General features: G+C 66.9%; 17 protein-coding genes and 1 other RNA gene. 3 read left to right on the forward strand and 15 right to left on the reverse strand.

Annotation, left to right across the window (positions count from 1 at the left end):
* Nucleotides 1–3: 3 nt before the first annotated feature.
* Complete coding sequence (locus tag QX135_RS23000; protein WP_315779367.1) at nucleotides 4–669, reverse strand: helix-turn-helix domain-containing protein; 666 nt, start codon at nucleotides 667–669, stop codon at nucleotides 4–6.
* Between QX135_RS23000 and QX135_RS23005 the strand changes: the two genes are divergently transcribed.
* Nucleotides 664–891, forward strand: a complete 228-nt coding sequence (locus QX135_RS23005; protein WP_315778783.1) for a hypothetical protein — start codon at nucleotides 664–666, stop codon at nucleotides 889–891. The genes QX135_RS23000 and QX135_RS23005 overlap by 6 nt on opposite strands.
* Here the strand turns inward: QX135_RS23005 and murG are convergent.
* The 9 genes from murG to rsmH all read right to left on the reverse strand — a co-directional run bounded on the left by murG (nucleotide 888) and on the right by rsmH (nucleotide 12,279).
* The gene (gene murG / locus QX135_RS23010; protein ID WP_316234304.1) at nucleotides 888–1,991 is read right to left on the reverse strand and encodes an undecaprenyldiphospho-muramoylpentapeptide beta-N-acetylglucosaminyltransferase; all 1,104 of its coding nucleotides are present in this window, start codon (nucleotides 1,989–1,991) and stop codon (nucleotides 888–890) included. The genes QX135_RS23005 and murG overlap by 4 nt on opposite strands.
* 44 nt (nucleotides 1,992–2,035) lie before the next feature.
* A complete protein-coding gene (ftsW, locus tag QX135_RS23015; RefSeq protein ID WP_315736776.1) occupies nucleotides 2,036–3,187 on the reverse strand; it encodes a putative lipid II flippase FtsW in 1,152 nt (383 codons plus the stop codon).
* 346 nt (nucleotides 3,188–3,533) lie between these two features.
* Nucleotides 3,534–4,934, reverse strand: a complete 1,401-nt coding sequence (gene murD, locus QX135_RS23020) for a UDP-N-acetylmuramoyl-L-alanine--D-glutamate ligase (protein ID WP_316161495.1) — start codon at nucleotides 4,932–4,934, stop codon at nucleotides 3,534–3,536.
* Nucleotide 4,935: 1 nt separating this feature from the next.
* Nucleotides 4,936–6,042: a phospho-N-acetylmuramoyl-pentapeptide-transferase gene (gene mraY / locus QX135_RS23025; RefSeq protein ID WP_315736774.1), complete on the reverse strand. Its 1,107-nt coding sequence runs from the start codon at nucleotides 6,040–6,042 to the stop codon at nucleotides 4,936–4,938.
* 196 nt (nucleotides 6,043–6,238) lie between these two features.
* Nucleotides 6,239–7,615, reverse strand: coding sequence for a UDP-N-acetylmuramoyl-tripeptide--D-alanyl-D-alanine ligase (gene murF / locus QX135_RS23030; protein ID WP_316234305.1), 1,377 nt, complete (start codon nucleotides 7,613–7,615; stop codon nucleotides 6,239–6,241).
* Nucleotides 7,612–9,072, reverse strand: coding sequence for a UDP-N-acetylmuramoyl-L-alanyl-D-glutamate--2,6-diaminopimelate ligase (locus QX135_RS23035; RefSeq protein WP_316234306.1), 1,461 nt, complete (start codon nucleotides 9,070–9,072; stop codon nucleotides 7,612–7,614). Before QX135_RS23035 ends, murF begins: the two co-directional genes overlap by 4 nt.
* Before the next feature lie 70 nt (nucleotides 9,073–9,142).
* Entirely contained in the window at nucleotides 9,143–10,891 is a 1,749-nt protein-coding gene (locus QX135_RS23040) for a penicillin-binding protein 2 (RefSeq protein WP_316178575.1), read from the reverse strand.
* Entirely contained in the window at nucleotides 10,888–11,280 is a 393-nt protein-coding gene (locus QX135_RS23045) for a hypothetical protein (RefSeq protein WP_315713444.1), read from the reverse strand. The genes QX135_RS23040 and QX135_RS23045 overlap by 4 nt, the downstream gene beginning before the upstream one ends.
* Before the next feature lie 3 nt (nucleotides 11,281–11,283).
* Nucleotides 11,284–12,279 (reverse strand): 16S rRNA (cytosine(1402)-N(4))-methyltransferase RsmH, encoded by a 996-nt coding sequence (rsmH, locus tag QX135_RS23050; protein ID WP_315736770.1) that lies wholly within the window; start codon nucleotides 12,277–12,279, stop codon nucleotides 11,284–11,286.
* 554 nt (nucleotides 12,280–12,833) lie between these two features.
* Between rsmH and QX135_RS23055 the strand changes: the two genes are divergently transcribed.
* Nucleotides 12,834–13,685: an N-acetylmuramoyl-L-alanine amidase gene (locus tag QX135_RS23055; RefSeq protein WP_315736768.1), complete on the forward strand. Its 852-nt coding sequence runs from the start codon at nucleotides 12,834–12,836 to the stop codon at nucleotides 13,683–13,685.
* Nucleotides 13,686–13,689: 4 nt separating this feature from the next.
* Here the strand turns inward: QX135_RS23055 and QX135_RS23060 are convergent, their stop codons facing one another.
* Together QX135_RS23060 and QX135_RS23065 are read right to left on the reverse strand one after the other, a co-directional pair.
* Nucleotides 13,690–14,934, reverse strand: a complete 1,245-nt coding sequence (locus QX135_RS23060; protein ID WP_316161500.1) for an RNA polymerase sigma factor — start codon at nucleotides 14,932–14,934, stop codon at nucleotides 13,690–13,692.
* 33 nt (nucleotides 14,935–14,967) lie between these two features.
* A complete protein-coding gene (locus tag QX135_RS23065) occupies nucleotides 14,968–15,321 on the reverse strand; it encodes a YciI family protein (protein WP_315736765.1) in 354 nt (117 codons plus the stop codon).
* Nucleotides 15,322–15,460: 139 nt separating this feature from the next.
* Here QX135_RS23065 and rnpB point away from each other — a divergent pair.
* Nucleotides 15,461–15,901, forward strand: an RNA gene (rnpB, locus tag QX135_RS23070) — RNase P RNA component class A.
* A 48-nt stretch (nucleotides 15,902–15,949) separates the two neighbouring features.
* On the opposite strand, the gene QX135_RS23075 is transcribed toward rnpB, so the two are convergent.
* From QX135_RS23075 to QX135_RS23085, 3 genes are all read right to left on the reverse strand, one after another.
* Nucleotides 15,950–17,767: an ABC transporter ATP-binding protein gene (locus QX135_RS23075; RefSeq protein WP_316178572.1), complete on the reverse strand. Its 1,818-nt coding sequence runs from the start codon at nucleotides 17,765–17,767 to the stop codon at nucleotides 15,950–15,952.
* A 274-nt stretch (nucleotides 17,768–18,041) separates the two neighbouring features.
* Nucleotides 18,042–19,631, reverse strand: coding sequence for a DHA2 family efflux MFS transporter permease subunit (locus QX135_RS23080; protein ID WP_315736763.1), 1,590 nt, complete (start codon nucleotides 19,629–19,631; stop codon nucleotides 18,042–18,044).
* 224 nt (nucleotides 19,632–19,855) lie between these two features.
* Entirely contained in the window at nucleotides 19,856–21,187 is a 1,332-nt protein-coding gene (locus tag QX135_RS23085) for an HlyD family secretion protein (RefSeq protein WP_316178569.1), read from the reverse strand.
* Nucleotides 21,188–21,209 lie beyond the last annotated feature (22 nt).

Below are 21,209 nucleotides of genomic sequence, written 5' to 3' on the forward strand. Positions count from 1 at the left end.
GCGTCAAGCTGGCCGCAGCGCGCGATCCGCACGCGCGGCTGCGGCCGCGAGCCAGCACACCTGGTGGCAGAACCAGGCCTCCACGGAAGCCACGAAATCCGGCATCAGCGTCAGATGCCGGCGCCCGTCGCCAAAGCGCAGCAGACCGCGCTCCTCCATTGTCGCCAGCAGATTGCGGATATGGGAGCGCGAGACGCCCAGCGAGGTCGCAAGCTCCGCCGTCGAAATCTCGACGGCCTCGCGCCCAGCGGCGGAACGGGCGACGAGTGTCAGCGCCAGATGGATGCCGCTGTCGTGCTCGTCGGTCCAGGCGAGATCGGGAAATCCCGTCAGGGGCCGGTTGTCGCGGCAGAGCCAGCTCGCACATTGCCGGATCGTCTCCGCGTAGAACGCGGCGTCGTCCTGCAGACGAAGGCTCAGTCCGTCGGCATGCGTCAACCGCGCGTGGCAATCCAGATGCATGGCAAGCCAGCCTCGCAGACCCTCGAGGATGACGGCGCCTGGCACCAGATAGCGGATGCGGGCGTCCCCGGGATCGCGCTCGACGGTCACCAGCGACAGACCGCGCAAAAGCGCGACGAACGCCGCCGTCTGCCGCGGACCCGGCAGCCGCATCTGCAGGCGCGTCAGGGTCGGCCGCTCGGCCGGTTTGCGCGCCGACACGTGCATCATCACGATGTGCGCAGCAATTTCCGTCGGGGCGCGCTGACCGAACAGCTTGATCATCAGGCGCTGACCGCGCAGGGGCGCAATCAGCTGATCGCAAAATCCGACGAACACGGGCACGAAGGACGGATGGCGTCGCAAACGCATCGGATGATCATCCGCCGCGATGGCGCCCTGGTCAGCGCTCCGGTTCGTCATCGCATCACCGCGCACTCGATCAACTAGAGCGCCGCCGTCCTGATCACGAGGTCGGCCAGCCGCTCGGCGGCATCGAGCCGCCCGGCCGCGCGCGCAGCCTGGGCCATCGCTGCGAGACGCGTGGGCTCGGCGGCGAGCGCCGAGATCTCGGAGGCCAGCCTGTCGGAGGTGAATTCGCTCTGCACGATCCGGATCGCGGCGTTCGCGTCCGAGAGCACGCCGGCATTGGCAAACTGGTCCTGGTCGATGGCGCCCGGCAGCGGCACCAGGATCGAAGGACGGCCGATCGCGGCGAGCTCGGCGACGGTACCGGCGCCGGAACGCGAGATCACGAGGTGATTGGCAGCAAGCCGCGCCGGCAGGTCGGTGAAGAAGGGTTGCAGGTCGGCATTGATCTTGAGCCGGTCATAGACCGCGCGCACCCGCGCCATGTCCTCCTGCCGCACCTGCTGGGTCAGCACCAGTCGGTCCCAGAGGGCCGGCTCCAGCCGCTCGATCGCGCCGGGCACGATGTCGCTCATGATGCGCGCGCCCTGGCTGCCGCCGACGACGAGCAGCCGCAACGGGCCCGAAGTCTCCGGCGCCAAATAGGGCACGGCCGCCGCTGCGAGGATGGCGGGACGCATCGGCGTGCCGACCGTGGTGGTCTTCGCCGAAAGCGCCGGATCGCGGTCGAGCGCGCCAGGCAGCGACGTCGCGATCGCCTTCACGTGCGAGGACAGGAAACGGTTGGCGCGGCCGAGCACGGCGTTGGCGTCGTGGATCAGGCTCGGCACGCCGGCGAGCCGCGCCGCGAGCAGCGGCGGCACGGTCGGATAGCCGCCGAAGCCGATCACGGCCGCGGGCTTGAGCCGCCGCATCAGGTTGAAGGCCGCGATGGTGCCGGTGCCGAGCAGCAGCGCGGTGCGGGCCAGCGCCAACGGCGAACGGCTGCGCACGGTCTCGCTCGGCACCACGTCGATCATGTCCGGGGTGAACAGGCCGCTGTATCGCAGCGCGCGCTCATCGGTGACGAGACGGACGCGATAGCCGCGCCTGATCAGCTCGACACCGAGCGCTTCAGCAGGAAACAGATGGCCGCCGGTGCCGCCGGCCGCGAGCAGAATGAGAGGCGCGGTTGAGGTCATGCGCTTGTTTACAGGCGATGTGCGGTCATTGCGAGCCAGGCAGCCTAGGCGTAATTGCGCAGCGCGCCGGCTGCGTCGCCGGCCTCGACCTCCATCCGCGGCCGCTGTCGGGTCAGCGCCAGCATCATGCCGACGCCATAGGCCAGCGACACGATCGAGGAGCCACCGTAGGAGATGAAGGGCAAGGTCATGCCCTTGGCCGGGATCAGCTGCAGGTTGACTGAGATGTTGATGGCCGCCTGGATGCCGAACAGGATCGCCAGACCCGAGGCCGCGAAGCGCGCAAAGCCGTCCTCGGTCGCATAGGCGCGCGACAGCGTGCGGATCACGATGAAGGCGAACAGCGCGACCAGCGCCAGGCACAGGATGATGCCGAACTCCTCGGCGGCGACCGCGAACACGAAATCGGTGTGGCTGTCCGGCAGGCTGCGCTTGGCGATGCCCTCGCCCGGCCCCAGCCCGAACCAGCCGCCGTTGGAGAACGCCTCCATCGCGGTGTCGACCTGGAAGGTGTCGCCCGATGCCGGGTTCATGAAGCGCTTGATGCGGCCGGCGACGTGCGGGACCAGCAGATAGGCGCCGAACAGACCAGCGGCCGCGGCGCCGGCGAGGCCCGCGACCCAGATCATGCGCATGCCGGCGATGAAGAACAGCGAGCCCCAGACCATCAGGACCAGCATGGTCTGGCCGAAATCCGGCTCCATCACCAAGAGCGACACGAGCATCATCAGCAGCACCAACGCCATCGTGGTCGCCGGCATGTCGGGCCGCCGCGCCGATTCCGAGAACAGCCAGGCGGAAACCACGACGAAGGCTGGCTTCGCGGCCTCGGACGCCTGGATGTTGACGCCGATCAGCGTGATCCAGCGCCGCGAGCCCTTCACCTCCGGCCCGATCGCGAGCGTCAGCACGATCAGCACGATGGCGACCGCGAACACCACCAGCGCGCTGCGCCGGATCTGGCGCGGCGACAGGAAGGAGACGCCGATCAGCACGATGAAGGACGGCAGCAGGAACAGGACGTGGCGGTTGAAGAAGTGAAACGGATCGAGCCCGATCCGGGTCGCGACCGGAGGGCTGGCCGCCAGCGACAGGATCACCCCGCACAGCATCAAGGCGAGGATGGCGCCGAGCAGCGGGCGGTCCACCGTCCACCACCAGTCGGACAGCGGATTGCGTTCTTCACGGGAGAGCATCGGGCGTCCACCTGAGGCCTTAAGGAATCAGACCATTGGCGCCCAGGATGGTTATTGAAGGGTTAAGGATTCCTCCGCTGTCGTCCCGGACAAGCCGTGACGCGCCAGCGCGTCGCGGCGCCGATCCGGGACCCATACGCCGCGGCCATCGTGAACGGACAAAATGCCAACGACCCGCGTGCCTCAAACCGCTTCATGGGGGTATGGGTCCCGGCGTTCGCCGGGACGACACCGGTGTGTGCTGCTGCAGATGCGCGTCGTATCGTTCAAGCGTCCGGCCTGCTGAGCAAACACCGTCATCCTCCGCGCAGAGGAGAATCCAACACACCGTACCGTCGCGATGAAGCTACGCCACCGGGTTCACGCCCGGCAGAGCCTGCACCAGCTCGCGGAAGCGCGTGCCGCGGATCTCGAAGTTGCGGAATTGGTCGAACGAAGCGCAGGCCGGCGACAGCAGGACCACGGCCTCCTTCAGGCCGGAGGCTTCAGCGTCTGCAGCCGCCTGCGCCACCGCGATCTCCAGCGTGCCGGACATCTCGTGCGCCACCTTGTCACCGAGCGTGCCGGCAAACTCCGCGGCCGCCTCGCCGATCAGATAGGCCTTGCGGATGCGCGGGAAGAAGCCCGCGAGGCTGGTGATGCCGCCGGCCTTGGGCTTGCCGCCGGCGATCCAGAAGATGTCGGCGAAGGACGACAGCGCATGCGCGGTCGCATCCGCGTTGGTGCCCTTGGAGTCATTGACGAACAGCACGTCGGCGCGGCGGCCGACCTGCTCCATGCGATGCGCGAGGCCCGGAAAGCTGCGCAGCCCTTGCTGCAGCACGTCAGCAGCGACGCCTAGCGCGAGCGCAGTCGCCGCGGCGCAGGCCGCGTTCTGCGCATTGTGCTGGCCGCGCAGCGAGCCGATGCCGCCGAGCCGCGCGATCTCGCTGCGTGCCCCGCCCGAGCTTCGCACGATCGTCTCGTGCTCGACATAGATGCCATCGGCCAGCGGGTTCTTCACCGAGATGCGCACCACGCGCTTGCCGCCCTGCTCCAGCCGGTCAGCGGTCGTGCGCGAAAACCCGTCGTCGACGCCGACGATCGCCGTTCCCTCACGCTTCACACCCGCCACCAGCCGCTCCTTCACCGCTGCGTAGTTCTCGATCGTGCCGTGGCGGTCGATGTGATCCTCGCTGACATTGATCAGGATGCCGACGGTCGGATCGAGCGACGGCGTCAGGTCGATCTGGTAGGACGACATCTCGATCACATGGACGCGGCCCATGCGCGCGGGCTCCAGCGACAGGATCGCGGTGCCGATATTGCCGCCCATCTGGGTGTCGTAGTTGGCGACGCGCATCAGGTGCGCGATCAGCGCCGTCGTGGTCGACTTGCCGTTGGTGCCGGTGATGGCGACGAACGGCGCATCCGGCGCGTGGCGCCTGCGCTCGCGGCAGAACAGCTCGATATCGCCGATCACCTCGACCCCGGCCTCGCGCGCCCTGAGCACGGTCCAATGCGGGACGGGATGGGTCAGCGGCACGCCCGGCGCCAGCACGAGTGCGGCGAAATCCGCCCATGACACGGTGCGCAGATCGGCCGTCACGAAGCCGGCCTTGGCGGCCTCCGCCAGCCGATCGGCGCCGTCATCACCTGCGACGACCTCGGCGCCACCGGCACGCAACGCATGGCACGAGGCCAGACCCGAGCCGCCGAGCCCGAACACGGCGACGGTCTTGCCGGCGAATGAAGTGACCGGGATCATCTCAGCGCAGCTTCAGGGTGGAGAGACCGACGAGCGCCAGCATCACCGAGATGATCCAGAACCGGATCACGATCTGCGGCTCGGTCCAGCCGAGCTGCTCGAAATGATGGTGGATCGGCGCCATCCTGAAGATGCGCTTGCCGGTCAGCTTGAACGACGCGACCTGCACGATCACCGACACGGCTTCCAGCACGAACAGGCCGCCGATCACCGCCAGCACGATCTCGTGCTTCACGGCGACCGCGATCGAGCCGAGCATCCCGCCGAGCGCGAGCGAGCCGGTGTCGCCCATGAAGATCGAGGCGGGCGGCGCGTTGAACCAGAGGAAGCCTAAGCCCGCGCCCAACACCGCGCCGCAGAGCACGGCGAGCTCGCCGGTGCCCGCGACGTAGTGGATCTGCAGATAGTCGGAGAACACGGCATTGCCGACGAGGTAGGCGATCAGACCGAAGCTCGCCGAGGCAATCATCACCGGCACGATCGCAAGGCCGTCGAGGCCATCGGTCAGGTTGACGGCATTGCCTGCGCCGACGATGACGAAGGCGCCAAAGATGACATAGAGCCAGCCGAACTTGAAGACGAGGTCCTTGAAGAAGGGAATCGCCAGCCCTGTCGAGGATGGATCGCGGCCGAGGCGAACCAGCGCATAACAGGCGACCAGCGCGATTGCAGCCTCGATCAGCAACCTGAGGCGGCCAGCGAAGCCCGAATGCGACTGCTTGGTGACCTTTAGATAGTCGTCATAGAAGCCGACGAAGCCGAAGCCGAGCGTGACCGCGAGCACGATCCAGACATAGGGATTGAGCGGATTGGCCCACAGCACGGTGGAGACGACGAGTCCCGAGAGGATCATCAGCCCGCCCATCGTGGGCGTGCCCTTCTTGCTGATGATATGCGATTGCGGGCCGTCGGTGCGGATCGGCTGGCCTTTGCCTTGACGCAGCCTGAGATGATCAATGATCCAGGGGCCGAACAGGAACACGAACAGCGCGCCGGTGACGACGGCGCCGCCGGTCCGGAAGGTGATGTAACGGAACACGTTCAAGAGCCCGCGAAACACCGAAAGGCTCGGAAACGTATTCGTCAGCTCGATCAACCAGTAGAACATCCAACCCGCCTATGCCGCCTCACCGAGACTAAGCCACGCCAACACGGTTGCTCGTGCGCGAATCCGGTCCAGTCTCTTTTAACCATGAACGGGGCCGGGTGCGAATCGTAGCCCGACGGGAATGATCCGTCCGGCATGACCGCTTCGGCCACCAGTGGAAAACTATCCTTCTGCCGCGCCGCGATATCGCCCGATTTCAACCGACGCCCTGCAACGCCGCGGCGAGCTTCGACACGAACTTGTTGACCCAGAAGATCTTCTTGCTGCCCTTGATGACGACGACGTCGCCCGGCGCGAGCAGCGCCGCGACCCGGCCGGGATCCAGCGTCACCGGATCCTCGTGCCAGCCGAGCCGCTTCGCTTGCGGCAGGCTGTCGAACAGGTGACGCATCAGCGGACCGACGCAATAGACGCCGTCGACCCCGGCGAGATGAGCGACCATCCCCTGATGATAGGCCGGCGCCTCGTCGCCGAGCTCAAGCATGTCGCCGATGATGGCAATGCGCCGCCCCCGCACCGGCCGTGCCTGCAGGCTGTCGAGCGCAGCCGCCATGCTGGCCGGATTGCCGTTGAAGCTGTCGTCGATCAGAACGATGTCGCCGATGGTCTGCTCGACGCCGCGGCCCGTCATGATGCCGACCTGGCCGAGCGTCGGCGCGAGCAGCGCCGGATCGAGCCCGGCCGCCGCGATGGAGGCGAGCGCCGCCAGCGCATTGTGCAGGCGATGCGGCGCCCCTGGCGTCACCGTGAAGGCGACGCGGCGACCGGCGATGTCTGCCGACACATCCCAGCTGTCGCCGCGCGAGGTGTGCGAGAGCTCGCGCACGTCAGTGCCGCCACCGAAGCGGATCACTTTGCCCGTCCATTCCGGCGCAGCGAGATCGGCCGGCAGCACGAGAACGCCGTCAGCCGGCAGCCCGCACGCGATCGAGACTTTCTCTTTCCTGATCGCTTCCAGGCTGCCGAGCTTCTCCAGGTGCACCGGCTGCACGTTGACGACGAGAGCCACCGTCGGCTGCGACAGCTCCGTCAGCCGCGCGATCTCGCCTTTTTGATTCATGCCCATCTCGACGACCCAGACCGAAGCGCCCGGATCGGCATTGCACAGCGTCAGCGGCACGCCCCAGAAATTGTTGAAGCTCGACGGGCTGGCTGACGCTCCGGGATAGGCGGCGATGAACTCCTTGGTCGAGGTCTTGCCGGCGCTGCCGGTGAGCCCGATCACCGGGCCATGAAAGCGCGCCCTTGCAGCGCGCGCGAGCGTCCACAATCCATCGATCAGCGTGTCCTGCACCACGAGCTGCGGCACGGTGATGCCGTCGATCCTGTGCGGCACGATCATCGCGACGGCGCCGGCCGCTTCGGCGTTGGCCGCAAACTCCCAGCCGTCGCGGCTGGAGGCGAAGCTCGACACGAAGCCACCGCTCGGCGTGCCGCTCAGCGCAACGAACAGGCTGCCGGGCTTCACGGCACGGCTGTCCTGCGTCACGAAATCGATCGGGCTCTCCGGATAGTCACCGGCGAGGCCGAGCGCGCGCGCCGCCTCCGCCACGGTCCACAGCGCCTTCGTCATGGTGTCCTCGATGCCAACGCGTCCGCGACCGCTTCGTGATCGCTGAAATGCAGAACATTGCTGCCGATGATCTGTCCGGTCTCGTGGCCCTTGCCGGCGATCACGAGCGCATCGCCGGGCTGCAGCTCGCCAATCGCGACCTCGATCGCCTCCGCCCGATCGCCGATCTCGCGCGCACCGGGTGCGGCGGCCAGGATCGCGGCGCGGATCGCAGCCGGATCCTCGCTGCGCGGATTGTCGTCGGTGACGATGACGCTGTCGGCCCCTTCAGCGGCGATCGCGCCCATCAAAGGGCGCTTGCCGGTGTCACGGTCGCCGCCGGCGCCGAACACGACGACGAGTTTTCGCGCAGCATAGGGCCGCAGCGCGTGCAGCGCCTTGGCAAGCGCGTCCGGCTTGTGCGCGTAGTCGATGAAGATGGGTGCACCATTGTGCTCGCCGACCAGCTCGAGCCGGCCCCTGGCGCCCTCGAGCTGCTCGAGAGATTCGAACACGGCTTGCGGATCGCTGCCGGTGCCGATCGCAAGGCCCGCCGCGACCAGCGCATTCTCGATCTGAAACGCGCCGACCAGCGGCAGGCGGACCGCATGCATGCGGCCGCAATGCTGGATCTGGAGCTGCTGAGCAAAGCCGTCGATTGCAGTGGCCACCAGCCGGATGCCCTCTCCAGCGCCGTCCCCATGCGTTCCCACCGTCATCAGGCGAAGACCGCGTGTCTGCGCCGCGGCGATGACCTTCGGCGAGCACTCATGATCAGCCGAGATCACGGCAGGGCCGCCCGGCGGCACGAGATCGCGGAACAGCCTCAGCTTGGCGTTGAGGTAGTGCGTGATATCAGGATGATAGTCCATGTGGTCGCGCGACAGGTTCGTGAACCCGCCGGCCGAGACCCTGACACCATCGAGCCTGAATTGATCGAGCCCATGCGACGAGGCCTCGAACGCCAGATGGGTGACGCCATCCTGCGTGATCTCGTCGATCTGCCGATGCAGTGCGATCGGATCCGGCGTCGTCAGCGAGCCGTAGACGGTGCGTTTGTCCGACACCAGCCCGACGGTGCCGATGCTGGCCGAACTGTGGCCGAGGCGCTGCCATATCTGGCGCGTGAAGGCGGCGACCGACGTCTTGCCGCTGGTGCCGGTGACGGCGGCAATGGTCGCCGGCTGGCGCGGATAGAACCGAGATGAAGCGAGCGCGAGCGCCCGCCGAGGGTTGGGCAGCGCGATGAATGGCACGGCCAGCTCCGTTCCAGGGCCCGCCGCGCCGGCCACGGCGACCGCGCCGGCCGAGATCGCCGCCGCGATGAAGCGGGCGCCATCGGTCTTGGTGCCGGACAGAGCAAAAAACAGGTCGCCGGGCCGCACGGCGCGGCTGTCCACCGCGAGGCCGGAGATCTCGACAGCGGCGATGCGGGCGTCGAGCGTCGCCTGATCGCCCAGGAGGTCCTGAAGTTTCATCCTGGTTCCGTGCCAGTCCTGGCCCCGCCCCGGGCGGCGGCAGCTCCAAAGCCCGCGATTCGACGACGGCTTACTGTGTCAGCCGCGATGCTGCAAGAATTTGGCGGTCGGACGGCGGCAGGTCGAAGCGGGGCTCGATTCCCAGCAGCGGCCCGATCCGGGAGATCACGGCACCAGCCGTCGGCGCGGCATTCCAGCCGGAGGTGATGAAGCCATAGGTTTCCTTCAATGACTGCGGCTCGTCCAACATGATCAGGAGCTGGTATTTTGGCTTGTCTGCCGGGATCACGGCGGTGAAGAGGGTCAGCACCTTCTTCTTGGCGTAGCGGCCGTTGATGACCTTCTCGGCGGTGCCGGTCTTGCCGCCGATGTAATAGCCCTTCACGTCGGCCTTGCGCGCGGTGCCGACCTCGGCGTTCAGACGCATCAGGTAGCGCATCTTCTCCGAGGTCTCCGGCTTGATCACGCGCTTGGCGACCTGCATCGCCTCTGCCTCGGTGCGCTTCATGAAAGTCGGCGGGATCAGATAGCCACCATTGACCAGCGCGCTGACACCCATCACGCCCTGCAGCGGCGCCACCGCCATGCCGTGACCGAACGCGATCGTGACCGTGTTCAACTCGGCCCAGCGCTTGGGCAGGATCGGCGAGGCGCTCTCCGGCAACTCGGTGCGCAACCGGTCGAACTGGCCCATCTTGCGCAGGAACGCCTTGTGCGCGTCCACGCCCTGCGCCAACGCGATCCTGGCAGCACCGACGTTGGACGAGAAGTAGAACACTTCCCGCATGTTGAGGAAGCGGCCCTTTGGTTCGTCGTCGTGAATCGTAAACTTGCCGTAGTGCAGCGGTCCGCGCGCATCCCACAGCGAGTTGAGATCATACTTGCCGCTGTCGAGCGCCATCGCCAGGGTGAAGGCCTTGAAGGTCGAACCCATTTCGTACACGCCCGTGGTCAGGCGGTTGATCCGATCGGGATCGTGCGCTTCCTTCGGGTTGTTCGGATCAAAATCCGGCAGCGAGACCATGGCGATGATCTCGCCGGTCCTGACATTGACGACGAGACCGGAAGCCGCCTTGGCCTTGAACTTGTCCTTGGCCTTGAGCAGCTCATCGCGCAGCGCGTGCTCGACGCGCAGATCGACCGAGAGCTCGATCGGGCGCTGCAGGCGATCGGTGGCGAAGCCGGCGCGATGGAGGTCGGCGAGGCCCTGATTGTCGAGCCACTTCTCCATACCGGCGATGCCCTGGTTGTCGATGTTCACCAGGCCGATCAGATGGGCGACCTCGTTGCCGGTCGGATAGACGCGCTTGTTCTCGCGCAGGAAGCCGATGCCCGGCAGGCCGAGGCGATGAATGTCCTGCTGCTGCTTCGGTGTCATCTCGCGCTTCAACCAGACGAAACCCTTGCGCGACAGCAGTCGGTCGCGGACCTCGCCCGTATCGAGATCCGGCAAGGTCGCCGTCAGAAGCTCGATCGCCTCGTCCTTGTCGATGAGACGGCGCGGCTCGGCGAACAGGCTCGGCGTCTTGACGTCGGTGGCGAGAACGGCACCGTTGCGGTCGACGATGTCGGGCCGCGCGGTGGCGATGGCGTCCTGCTGCGCGGCACGCCGCGCGCTCGGACCATCCGAGCCGATCGCGAACATCACGAGGCGGCCGCCGATGATCGCGTAGACCGCGGCAAAGGCGACGATCGCGAGGCCGACGCGCACGCGCGCCTTCGCAGTGCGATCGACATCGCGCCCATACAGCAGCGTGCGCACCAGTCGCTGCCGCCAGGGCTCCTGCGGCTTGACGTGAGGCCGACGCTGATCGCTCATTGCTGATCCTCCGGGCGACGCACCGATCCGGTCACGGGGGGCTCTTCGTTGATCGCGTCGATCGCATCGATCATCGATCCGATCGGATCCGGATTGTCCGGTCGCGCAAATCGCGGCGGCCGCTCCGGCAGATTCTTCAGGCTGTCGTATTGTGTGGCGTTGAGCGGCTTCAGCGGCAGATGCCGTTCGACCAGCCCTTGCAGCCGCAGCGGCGCGTCGAGCTTGGCCCATTCCGCGCGCAACACTGCGATGGCCTCGCGCTGCTCGCGGATCTCAGCGCGCAATTGCAGCACGCGCTCGACCCGTGCCGTCGAGTCCATCTTGATGCGATAGACATAGGCCGCCGCGAAGATCAGCGAGCAGATCACGACGAGGTGCAGGAGGCGCATCGGTCACCCTCCTCGCAGGACGTCGGCCAGGCGCGGCCAGGGGGATGATGATGCCGAGGCGTGCGCCGGCGCGGCCGTGCGTTCGGCGCCGCGCAGCTTGGCGGAGCGTGCCCGGGGATTGGCTTCGGTCTCGGTCTCCGCGGCCACCACCGGCTTGCGGTTGAGCAGCTGGAAGCTGGGTGCCTCCTGGGCCACCTCGGGCCGATGGCGGGAGCCGCCGCCAGTCCTGCTGCGCTCGGCCAGGAACGTCTTGACGATGCGGTCCTCGAGCGAATGGAACGAGACGATCGCGAGGCGGCCGCCCGGCGCCAGCACGCGCTCCGCTGCCGCCAGCGCCTGTTCGAGCTCGTCCAGCTCCTCGTTGACGAGAATGCGCAACGCCTGGAACGTGCGCGTCGCCGGGTGGATGTCGCCAGGCTTCGATCTCACCACGCGCGCGACGATGTCGGCGAGCTGCCGCGTCGTCGTGATCGGCTGCTCCTTGCGCGCGGCGACGATGGCCCGCGCCACGGCGCGGGAGTGCCGCTCCTCGCCAAAGATGTAGATGACGTCGGCCAGATCGCGCTCGGCAGCGTGCGCAACGACATCGGCAGCCGTCGGCCCCGTGCCGCCCATCCGCATGTCGAGCGGGCCGTCGAACCTGAACGAGAAGCCTCGCGCGGCGGAGTCGAGCTGCATCGAGGATACGCCGACATCCATCACGACGCCGTCGACATGTGTGAGGCCTTGCGATGCACAGATGTCGGCCAATGCCGAGAAGCGGTTCTCGACCAGTGTCAGGCGACCGCCCGCTTCGGCGAGGAGACTCGCGCCGCCGGCGATTGCGGTGCTGTCGCGATCGATCCCGATCACCCGTGTTCCCGCCGTCGCCAGGATCAGGCGCGTATAGCCACCCGCGCCAAAGGTCGCATCGACATAGGTTCCGCCGGCGCGCGGCGCCAGCATCTCGACCGCTTCGGGGCCGAGCACCGGGACGTGTCGCTGGTCAGCCGTGCTCACGCGGCCGCTCCGCAAGCGCGCCGTTGCTTCAGACTGACTTTGTTCGGCAGCGAGCCCATCGCGCCTTCGATCCTCGCGCCCGTCAATTCGCCAAGCCATCTCCCGGGACGGTCGGTCATCCGTCGAGCCGTCCCCACATCAGCGGCACGATCCGGCCTTGTCGAGACCCTCGATCCGACAGCGATCGCGCGGCGCCGGAGCGCCCCGGAACCGCTTTCGATCGTGATCTGCCGTGCAGGACCTTGCATCGTGGCGGCTTGCCGTCCCGAAAGCCGGCTTGGCTCTTCACCACTCAGTAACGGCGTTTAGCGTTAACAAACAGTTGACGGTCTGTGGCGGATGTTGGGCACTTGGACCGCGAGGCGGAGCTGCCCGGTAGACCGTTCGTCCTGCACGCCGTCGCGCCGTTCGGCGGACTGGCAATCGCCATACAACGGTCCGCTCAATAGCGAGGGCTCGCATGCGATTTCGATTGCGGCTGGGACATGTAAAAGAGTAGTGCCTGCCCATATTCGGTTTGAGCCATCGCCGCCGCCGTCCGCTTCGAGTCGTTCATGCCAAATCCATCCGACAAGCCGGAATCGAAGCGTCCCCGTGCGCTGCCGATCCCCAAGGGCGTTTCCGACCTGCCGGTCTTCACGCCGGACTCGTCGATCGCCTCCGACGTGATCCCGTCGGCCAATTTCGGCGAGCGCAAGGGTGGGCGCCAGCCGGACATGATCATTCTTCATTACACCGGAATGCCGGATGTCGAAGGGGCGATCACCAAGCTTTGCACCGCCGGCAGCGAGGTGTCCGCCCATTACGTCGTGCTTGAGGACGGACGCATCGTCCAGTGCGTACCGGAGGCCTTCCGCGCTTGGCACGCGGGTCTCTCGTCCTGGGGCGGCGACGAGGACATCAATTCCTGCTCGATCGGTGTCGAGATCGTCAATCGCGGCCACGATTGGGGCTATCCGGATTTCCCACCGCGGCAAATCGCGGCGGTCATCGCGCTGTGCCGAGGCATCATGCTTCGCCGCAATGTGCCGGCGCATCGCGTGCTCGGGCATTCCGACGTGGCGCCCGCGCGCAAGAAGGATCCCGGCGAGAAATTCCCGTGGCATTCGCTGGCGAATTCGGGCGTGGGCCACTGGGTGCAGCCGGCGGCGATCACCAAGGGCGAGACGTTGAAGCTCGGCAGCATAGGCGATGACGTCAAGGGCTTGCAGAAGGCGCTCGCCAAATACGGCTATGGCGTGCCGATCACGGGCAAATTCGACGGCATCACCATGGATGTCGTCACCGCGTTCCAACGGCACTTCCGCCCCGAAAAGATCGACGGCATCGCCGACCGCTCGACCTTGTGGACGTTGCATGCGCTGCTGACGAGCCTGCCTGCCGAGGATCAGGCGCCGCGCGTCTGACACGTCAGGCCTCCACATCGAGCTCCCCCAGCCGGCGAGCATAGAGACGCCTGAGCGGCGCGAGCTGCGTGGCCCCGCTCGCCTCGCGGTAGGCGGTGCGTGCCTCGTCGCGCCGACCGAGTCGCCGCAGGAGGTCCGCCCGCACCGCCGGTAGAAGATCGTACTGCTTCAATCCGCCGCGCGCGGCCAGCGCATCGACCAGCGCCAGTGCCCGCGCCGGGCCATCGACCATCGATACGGCGGCTGCATGATTGAGCTCGATCACGGGCGATGGCGCGATCCGCAGCAGAACCTCGTAGAGCCCCACGATCTGCCGCCAATCCGTTTCAGCGTAGCTGGAGGCCTGAGCATGAAGCGCGGCAATCGCTGCCTGGACCGTATAGGGCTGCGGGAGCCCCTTCGTGCCCAGGGCCTGTTCGACCAGCCCAAGCCCTTCGGCGATCTGCTCACGATTCCACAGCGCGCGGTCCTGCTCCTCCAGCAGGACGATGTCGCCCGCCGCATTGGTACGGCCGGCGCGCCGCGCATCGTGCAGCAGCATCAACGCCAGCAGCCCCTTGATGTCGCGCGCCTCCGGCATCAAGCCAAGCAGCAGGCGACACAGCCGGATCGCCTCGCGCGCGAGATCCTCGCGAATCAGCTCGGTGCCTGAGGTCGCGAGATAGCCCTCCGTGAACACCAGATAGATCACGGTCAGGACGCCGCGCAGCCGCTCCTCGAGCGCGTCGCGTCCCGGCACCTCATAGGGAATGCCGGCGAGGCGGATCTTCTGCTTGGCGCGCACGAGGCGCTGCGCCATCGCCTCCTCACCGGCGACAAAGGCGCGGGCGACCTCGGCGGTGGTGAGGCCGCAGACCGTGCGCAGCGTCAGCGCCACCTGAACCTCCGGCGCGAACGACGGATGGCAGCAGGTGAAGATCAGCCGCAGCATGTCATCGTCGAGATCGGACGGCGCGTCGGCGTCGTCGTTGGCGGCGTCACGCTCGATCGCATGAACGATCTCCGCCTCCTTGTCGCGAAAATTGCTCCGCCGCCGGATCCGGTCGATCGCCTTGTTGCGGGCGACGTTGACCAGCCACGCCCGCGGGTTGGCGGGGGCGTCGGACCCCCGCCATTTGAGCAGCGCCGCAGCGAACGCATCCTGCAGCACGTCCTCAGCCAGATCGAAGTCACCGACGAGCCGGATCAAGGTCGCGAGTGCGCGGCCGGCCTCATCGCGGAACACCTTGTCGATCGCATCAGGCGTCATCGGTGACCTTCTCGGCAGCGAGCCGCACCGGTCTCAATGATTGTATTGCCAGACCGGCCGCACCTCGATCGAGCCGAAACGGGCGCCGGGAATACGCGCGGCAATCCCGATCGCCTCGTCGAGATTCTTGGCCTCGATCATGTAGTAGCCGCCGAGCTGCTCGCGGGTCTCGGCGAACGGACCGTCCGTGGTGAGGATCTTGCCGTCGCGCACCCGCACGGTCGTCGACGTCGAGGTCGGCTGCAGCCGGTCACCGCCCTTGTAATTGCCGCTCGAGATGATCGATTGGGTGAACGTCTGGTACTCCGCCAGCATCTTGCCTTCAGCCTCCTTCTCGATCTTCGCGTATTCGGCCTCGTTCAGGTAGATCATCAACAGATACTGCATCGGACTTGCTCCTCTCTTCGGCTGGATCGCCGACATCCAGTCGAACGGCGTCGACACGGAACGACACGCGAAGGATAATATTTTGCGCCGGCATGGCGATGGCTTGACGTGCTGGTCGAGAAGCCCCATTCAAGCTGCATCAGTCGGCCGGACGGCCGCTCCGGCAGGTGCCGAAAGGCCGCCGGGGAGGAAAGTCCGGGCTCCATCGACATGCGGTGCCGGATAACGTCCGGCGGGGGCGACCCCAGGGATAGTGCCACAGAGAACGAACCGCTTCCTCCCGCGAGGGAGGCAGTAAGGGTGAAAAGGTGCGGTAAGAGCGCACCGCGGGGCCGGCAACGGAACCGGCATGGTAAACCCCACCGGGAGCAAAACCGAATAGGGACGGCCACGCGGAGACAATCGCCAAGGCAGATGATGCCAAGGCGATGACGTCCGCGGGAGCGATGTCAGGCTCGCCGTCCGGGTAGGTTGCCCGAGGTCACGCGCAAGCGCGATCCCAGAGGAATGGCCGTCACGTATCGTCATGCGCAAGCATCACGGTGCCCTACAGAACCCGGCTTACAGGCCGGCTGATATGTTCATGAGGGGCTCGGCGCCGACAGCGCCGGGCCCCTCACCATTTTTGTTAACCAGCCGCCGAGAGCTGGCCGAACTCGGTGGCCTGGCGCTCGAACAGGCTGCGGTAGAGCCCGCCGGGTCTGCCGACCAGCGCGGCGTGGCTGCCCTGCTCGACGATGCGGCCGCGATCGAACACCAGGATGCGGTCGAGACTGCGCACGGTCGCCAGACGATGCGCGATCACGATCGCCGTCCTGCCCTTCATCAGCCGCTCCATCGCCTCCTGGATCAGCGCCTCGGATTCCGAATCGAGGCTCGAGGTCGCCTCGTCCAGGATCAGCACCCGCGCGTCCGCCAGGAACGCCCGCGCCAGCGCGACCCGCTGCCGCTCGCCGCCCGACAGCTTGACGCCGCGCTCGCCCACCAGCGTGCCGTAGCCCTTGGGCAGGCGCGTGATGAACTCATGCGCGTTGGCGAGCCGCGCCGCCTGCTCGATCTCGGCCTGGCTGGCGCCGGGCCGGCCATAGGCGATGTTCTCGGCCAGCGAGCGGTGGAACAGGATCGGCTCCTGCTGCACGATCGCGATCTGGCTGCGCAGCGAGTCCTGCTTGGCGTGCGCGATGTCCTGGCCGTCGATCATGATGCGGCCGCCGCTGACGTCGTAGAGCCGCTGCACCAGCTTGACGAAGGTCGTCTTGCCGGAGCCCGAGCGCCCGACCAGCCCGATCCGCTCGCCCGGCCGGATGTCCACCGACAGCCTGTCGTAGAGGGAGCTGCGATGGCCGCCATAGTGGAACGTCACCGCATCGAATACGATGTGCCCGCCGGTCACCGCGATCGGCTTCGCGTCCGCCGCATCGACGATGCCGATCGGCTCGCCATGGATCGCCACCAGCTCGTCCATGTCGTTGACCGCCCGCTGCAGGTTGTTGATGTGCATGCCGACGTCGCGCAGATAGGCATGGATCACATAATAGCTGGTGAGCACATAGGTGACGTCGCCCGGCGAGGCCTTGCCTGCCATCCACAGCAGCACGGCGCCGCCGATCACCGAGGAGCGCAGGCACAAGAGCACGCCGAGCTGCACCGCAGCCGTGGTGTTGTAGCGCAGCCACGTGCGATTGACCCGCCGGGACCAGCGGCTGACGACGCGCATCAGCCGACCGTCCTCACGCGCCTCGGCGCCGAACGACTTCACCACCGCGTTGCAGCTCAACGCGTCGGCCAGCGTGCCGCCGACCTTGGTGTCCCAGGCATTGGAGATGCGCGCGGCCGGGGCGATGTAGCGGGTCGAGAACACGACGGTCATCGCGACATAGAGCACTGCGCCGATCGCGATCACTCCGCCCAGAGCGCCCCAGTGCAGCCCGAGCAGCACCATCGAGCCCAGCAGCACCGAGAGCGACGGCAGCAGCGCCAGCAGGATGGTGTCGTTGTAGAGGTCGAGCGCCCACATGCCCCGGGTGATCTTGCGCACGGTCGAGCCGGCGAAGCTGTTGGCGTGCCAGTCGGTCGAGAAGCGTTGCACGCGCACGAAGGCGTCGCGCGCGACATCGGACATGATGCGCAGCGTGAACGGCACGATCAGTTGCAGGCCCGACAATCGCAGCACGATCGAGGCGAAGCCGAGGCCTACGATGGCGGCGAACGCCACCAGCGCGCTGTGCCGTGCATCGGCATTGCCTGGGCCCAGAGTAAGGGCATCGACCAGCCGGCCGGAGAACAGCGGCATGAACAGATCGGCAGCGGTGGCGCCCAACAGCGCGCACGCAATGCCGAGGGTCATGCGCGGCTGCTTCAGCCAGTGGCGGAACACGAACGGCATCACGACGCGGATGGCGGCGGGACGCTTGTCGGCCTTCAGGCCGGAGACGTCGACGGTCATGGCATCATCCGGCCGCGCTCGTCGCGCCAGGCCGGCTCCAAATAGTGCAGACGCGACGCGGCGCGCGGTCTGCGGATGAGTAATCAGGCGTTGGGAAGTTAAGCGATGGTGCTCAAAGCGAGCGGCCGAACACCAGAACAGGCATCGAGCGGGTGCATGCGATCTGCAGATGCGATGTGGTCATGCAAATCTCCCCGGTTCGAGCGACAATTCCTGCTCCATACCATCGACGGTATGATTTGGCAACCCGCGGCACGCGCAGGAGCCGCTCACGTCAATGTGCGTCGCCGCCGCCCGCCATCGGCGAACTCGGCTTCTTGAGCAGCATGACCATGAAGCTGAGCGCAATGTAGAAGCAGGTCAGCATGAAGAAGGCATCGCCATAGCCCATCACCACGGCCTGCCGGTGCACGATCTGCGAGAGCTGCTTCATCGCCATCAGCGCGGAATCGCCCATGCCCTGCAGCTTCTGCTGCAGCATGTTGAGGGTCTCGACCGCGGTCGCATTACCCCAGGTCACCCGCTCGTGCAGGCGCGAGATGTGCAGGTCGGTGCGGTCGTTGAGCACCTGGTTGATCACGGCGAGTCCGACCGCGCCGCCGAGATTGCGCATCAGGTTGAACAGGCCCGAAGCGTTCTTGACGCGGTCCGGCGCCAGAGTGCCGAGCGCGATGTTGTTGGTCGGTACCATCGCGCACATCATGCCGACGCCACGCAGCACCTGCGGCACGAACAGCTCCCAGAAATCGTAGTCGCGGGTGATCCCTGTCATCTGGTAGGAGCCGATGGCGAAGATGACGAGGCCGAAGGCGATGATCAGGCGCATGTCGATCTTCACCATCAGCCGGCCGACCACGGGCGCCATCAGGAACATGGTCACGCCCGACACGAACATCGTCTCGCCGATCATCAGCGCGCTGTAGCCGCGCACCTCGGCGAGATAGCGCGGATAGATGTAGGTCAGGCCGTAGAGGCCGATGCCGATGCAGAACTGCAGCAGGCAGCCGACCGTGAAGTTGCGGTCGCCGAACGCATAGAGGTCGACGATCGGCTCGTCGACCGTCAGCACGCGCCAGAAGAAGCACACCGCCGAGACGGCGCAGACCGCGGCGAAGATCGCCACCGACGTGTCCTGCAGCCACTCATATTGCGGCCCTTCCTCCAGCACGTATTCGAGTGAGCCGAGGAATCCGGCCATGAACAGCAGGCCCCACCAGTCGAAGCGGTCGAGCAGCTCGAAATGCGGCTCGTCGAAATCGACCAAGGCGAGCACGCCGACCGTGATGAGGATGCCCGGCGGGATGTTGACGAAGAACAGCCAATGCCAGGACATCGCGTCGGTAATGTAGCCGCCGACCGTCGGGCCGACCGTCGGCGCAAGGGTGGCGACGAGCCCGATGATCGGGCCGACGACGTTGAACTTGGAGCGCGGGAACACCGTGTAGGCCGAGGCGAACACGGTCGGGATCATGCCGGCGCCGAGAAAGCCCTGGAGCGCGCGCCATACGATCATCTGCTCGATCGAGGACGCGAAGCCGCACAGGAAGCTGGAGATGGTGAATCCCGCGGCCGAGATCGCGAACAACAGCCGCGTGCCGAGCGCGCGCGACAGAAAGCCGGACAAGGGAATCGCGATCACCTCGGCAATCAGATAGGCGGTCTGCACCCAGGACACTTCGCTGGAGCTCGCCGACAGTCCGGCCTGGATCTCGCTGAGCGACGCCGACACGATCTGGATGTCCAGGATCGACATGAACATGCCGAACACCATGATCAGGAACGCGATCAGCCGCCGCGGCGCGATGCGGTCCGACGGCGCCGCCGGTGCGCTCATGGTGGGATTGGCTGTGGTGGCGGTGGCCATGGTCTAATGAGTCCGCTGGAGTCGATGACCGCGCCGCGTCACAGGTGCGCTCCCCTCCCCCCGCGCGAAGCGGAGCTTCGCTAGGCGGGGAGGGGTCGGGGGTGGGGGTCCCCAACGGCGGTCTCGCCCGGAGACCCCCCACCCCAACCCTCCCCGCAAGGGGGGAGGGAGCTGACTTCCGATGACGCGACAGCGAATGCAATCGCGCCGGTTAGATCAACTTGCTACTTCCCCTGCACCGTCGCCGGCGCGTCGAGATCTCCGTCACTGTCGGCATCCTTGGCGCCGTCGGTGGTGTCCACCGTGACGTAGACCGACATGCCGGCGCGCAAGAGGTTCTGCCGCGCCACGTCCTTCGGCACGCGGATGCGCACCGGCAGGCGCTGCACGATCTTGGTGAAGTTGCCGGTCGCGTTGTCCGGTGGCAGCAGGGTGAACACCGAACCCGCGGCCGGCGAGATGCTGTCGACCACGCCCTTGAAGCCGCGCGCGCCGTAAGCATCGACCTTGATGGTCACCGGCTGGCCCGGACGGATACGCTTGAGCTGGGTTTCCTTGAAGTTGGCGTCGATGAACACGTCGTCGAGCGGCACGACGTTGCCGAGCCGCTGGCCGACCGCGACGAAATCGCCGGTGTTGACGAGGCGGTTGGAGAAGGTGCCGTCGACCGGCGCGCGCACGGTGGCAAATTCGAGATCGCGCTCGGCCTTGGCGAGCGAGGTCTTGAGCTCGGCGAGCTGCGCCTGGGCCTCGACCTGCTGCGCCTTCGTCACCTCGACATTGTCGCGGGCGGCGTCGAACGCGGCGCGCGCTGCGCGCACCCCGGCCATGCCCTGATCGCGCGTGGCCTCCGACTGCTCGAAGGTCGCATGCGAGGCAAAACCCTTGCTGTTCAGCGCCTGCTGGCGCTCATAGTCGAGCCCGGCGCGCTTCATCGCGGCTTCGGATGAGGTGAGATTGGCCTGCGCCTGCTCGACGGCGCTCTGCTGCGCGGCGACCTGGCGGCCGATGCGCGCGATGGTCGCCTCCTGGGTGGCGATCTTGCTGCGCGCGGCGTCGACTGCGATCTTGTAGTCGCCGTCATCGATGCGGAAGATCACGTCGCCCTTGCGGACCACCGAATTGTCCCGCGGCACGATCTCCTGGATGTGCCCGGAGACGCGCGCGCCCAGCATGGTGTTGTTGGCGCGGACATAGGAATCGTCGGTCGAAACCATGAAGCGGCCGACCAGATAATAGTGCGTGGCATAGCTGGCGGCGGCGAGCGCGAGCAGCACGCCGATGCTGGCGAGCACGCGCTTGCGCTTGCCGGATTTCGGCGCGGCGGCGGGCGCGGCTTGCGGCTTCGCTGCGGCAGGAGCGCCGGCCGGCGCGGGCCGTTCGGATGGCGCCTCGGTGCTGACGTCTGCCTTCAGCTCAGCCGGCTTGGCATCAGCCGGCTTGCGCTGCGCCATGTCGCTGGGCTGCGGCCGGACCGACTCAGCGCTCGGCTGTTTCGACGCTTCCTCGGCGTCCGGACGGCGCGCCCGTACAGCCTGATCTCTCGCAGCGGCCATCAGAGACTCCCACCCATGACAG

It is taken from the genome of Bradyrhizobium sp. SZCCHNR1098, from assembly GCF_032489375.1.
GTDB lineage: Bacteria > Pseudomonadota > Alphaproteobacteria > Rhizobiales > Xanthobacteraceae > Bradyrhizobium.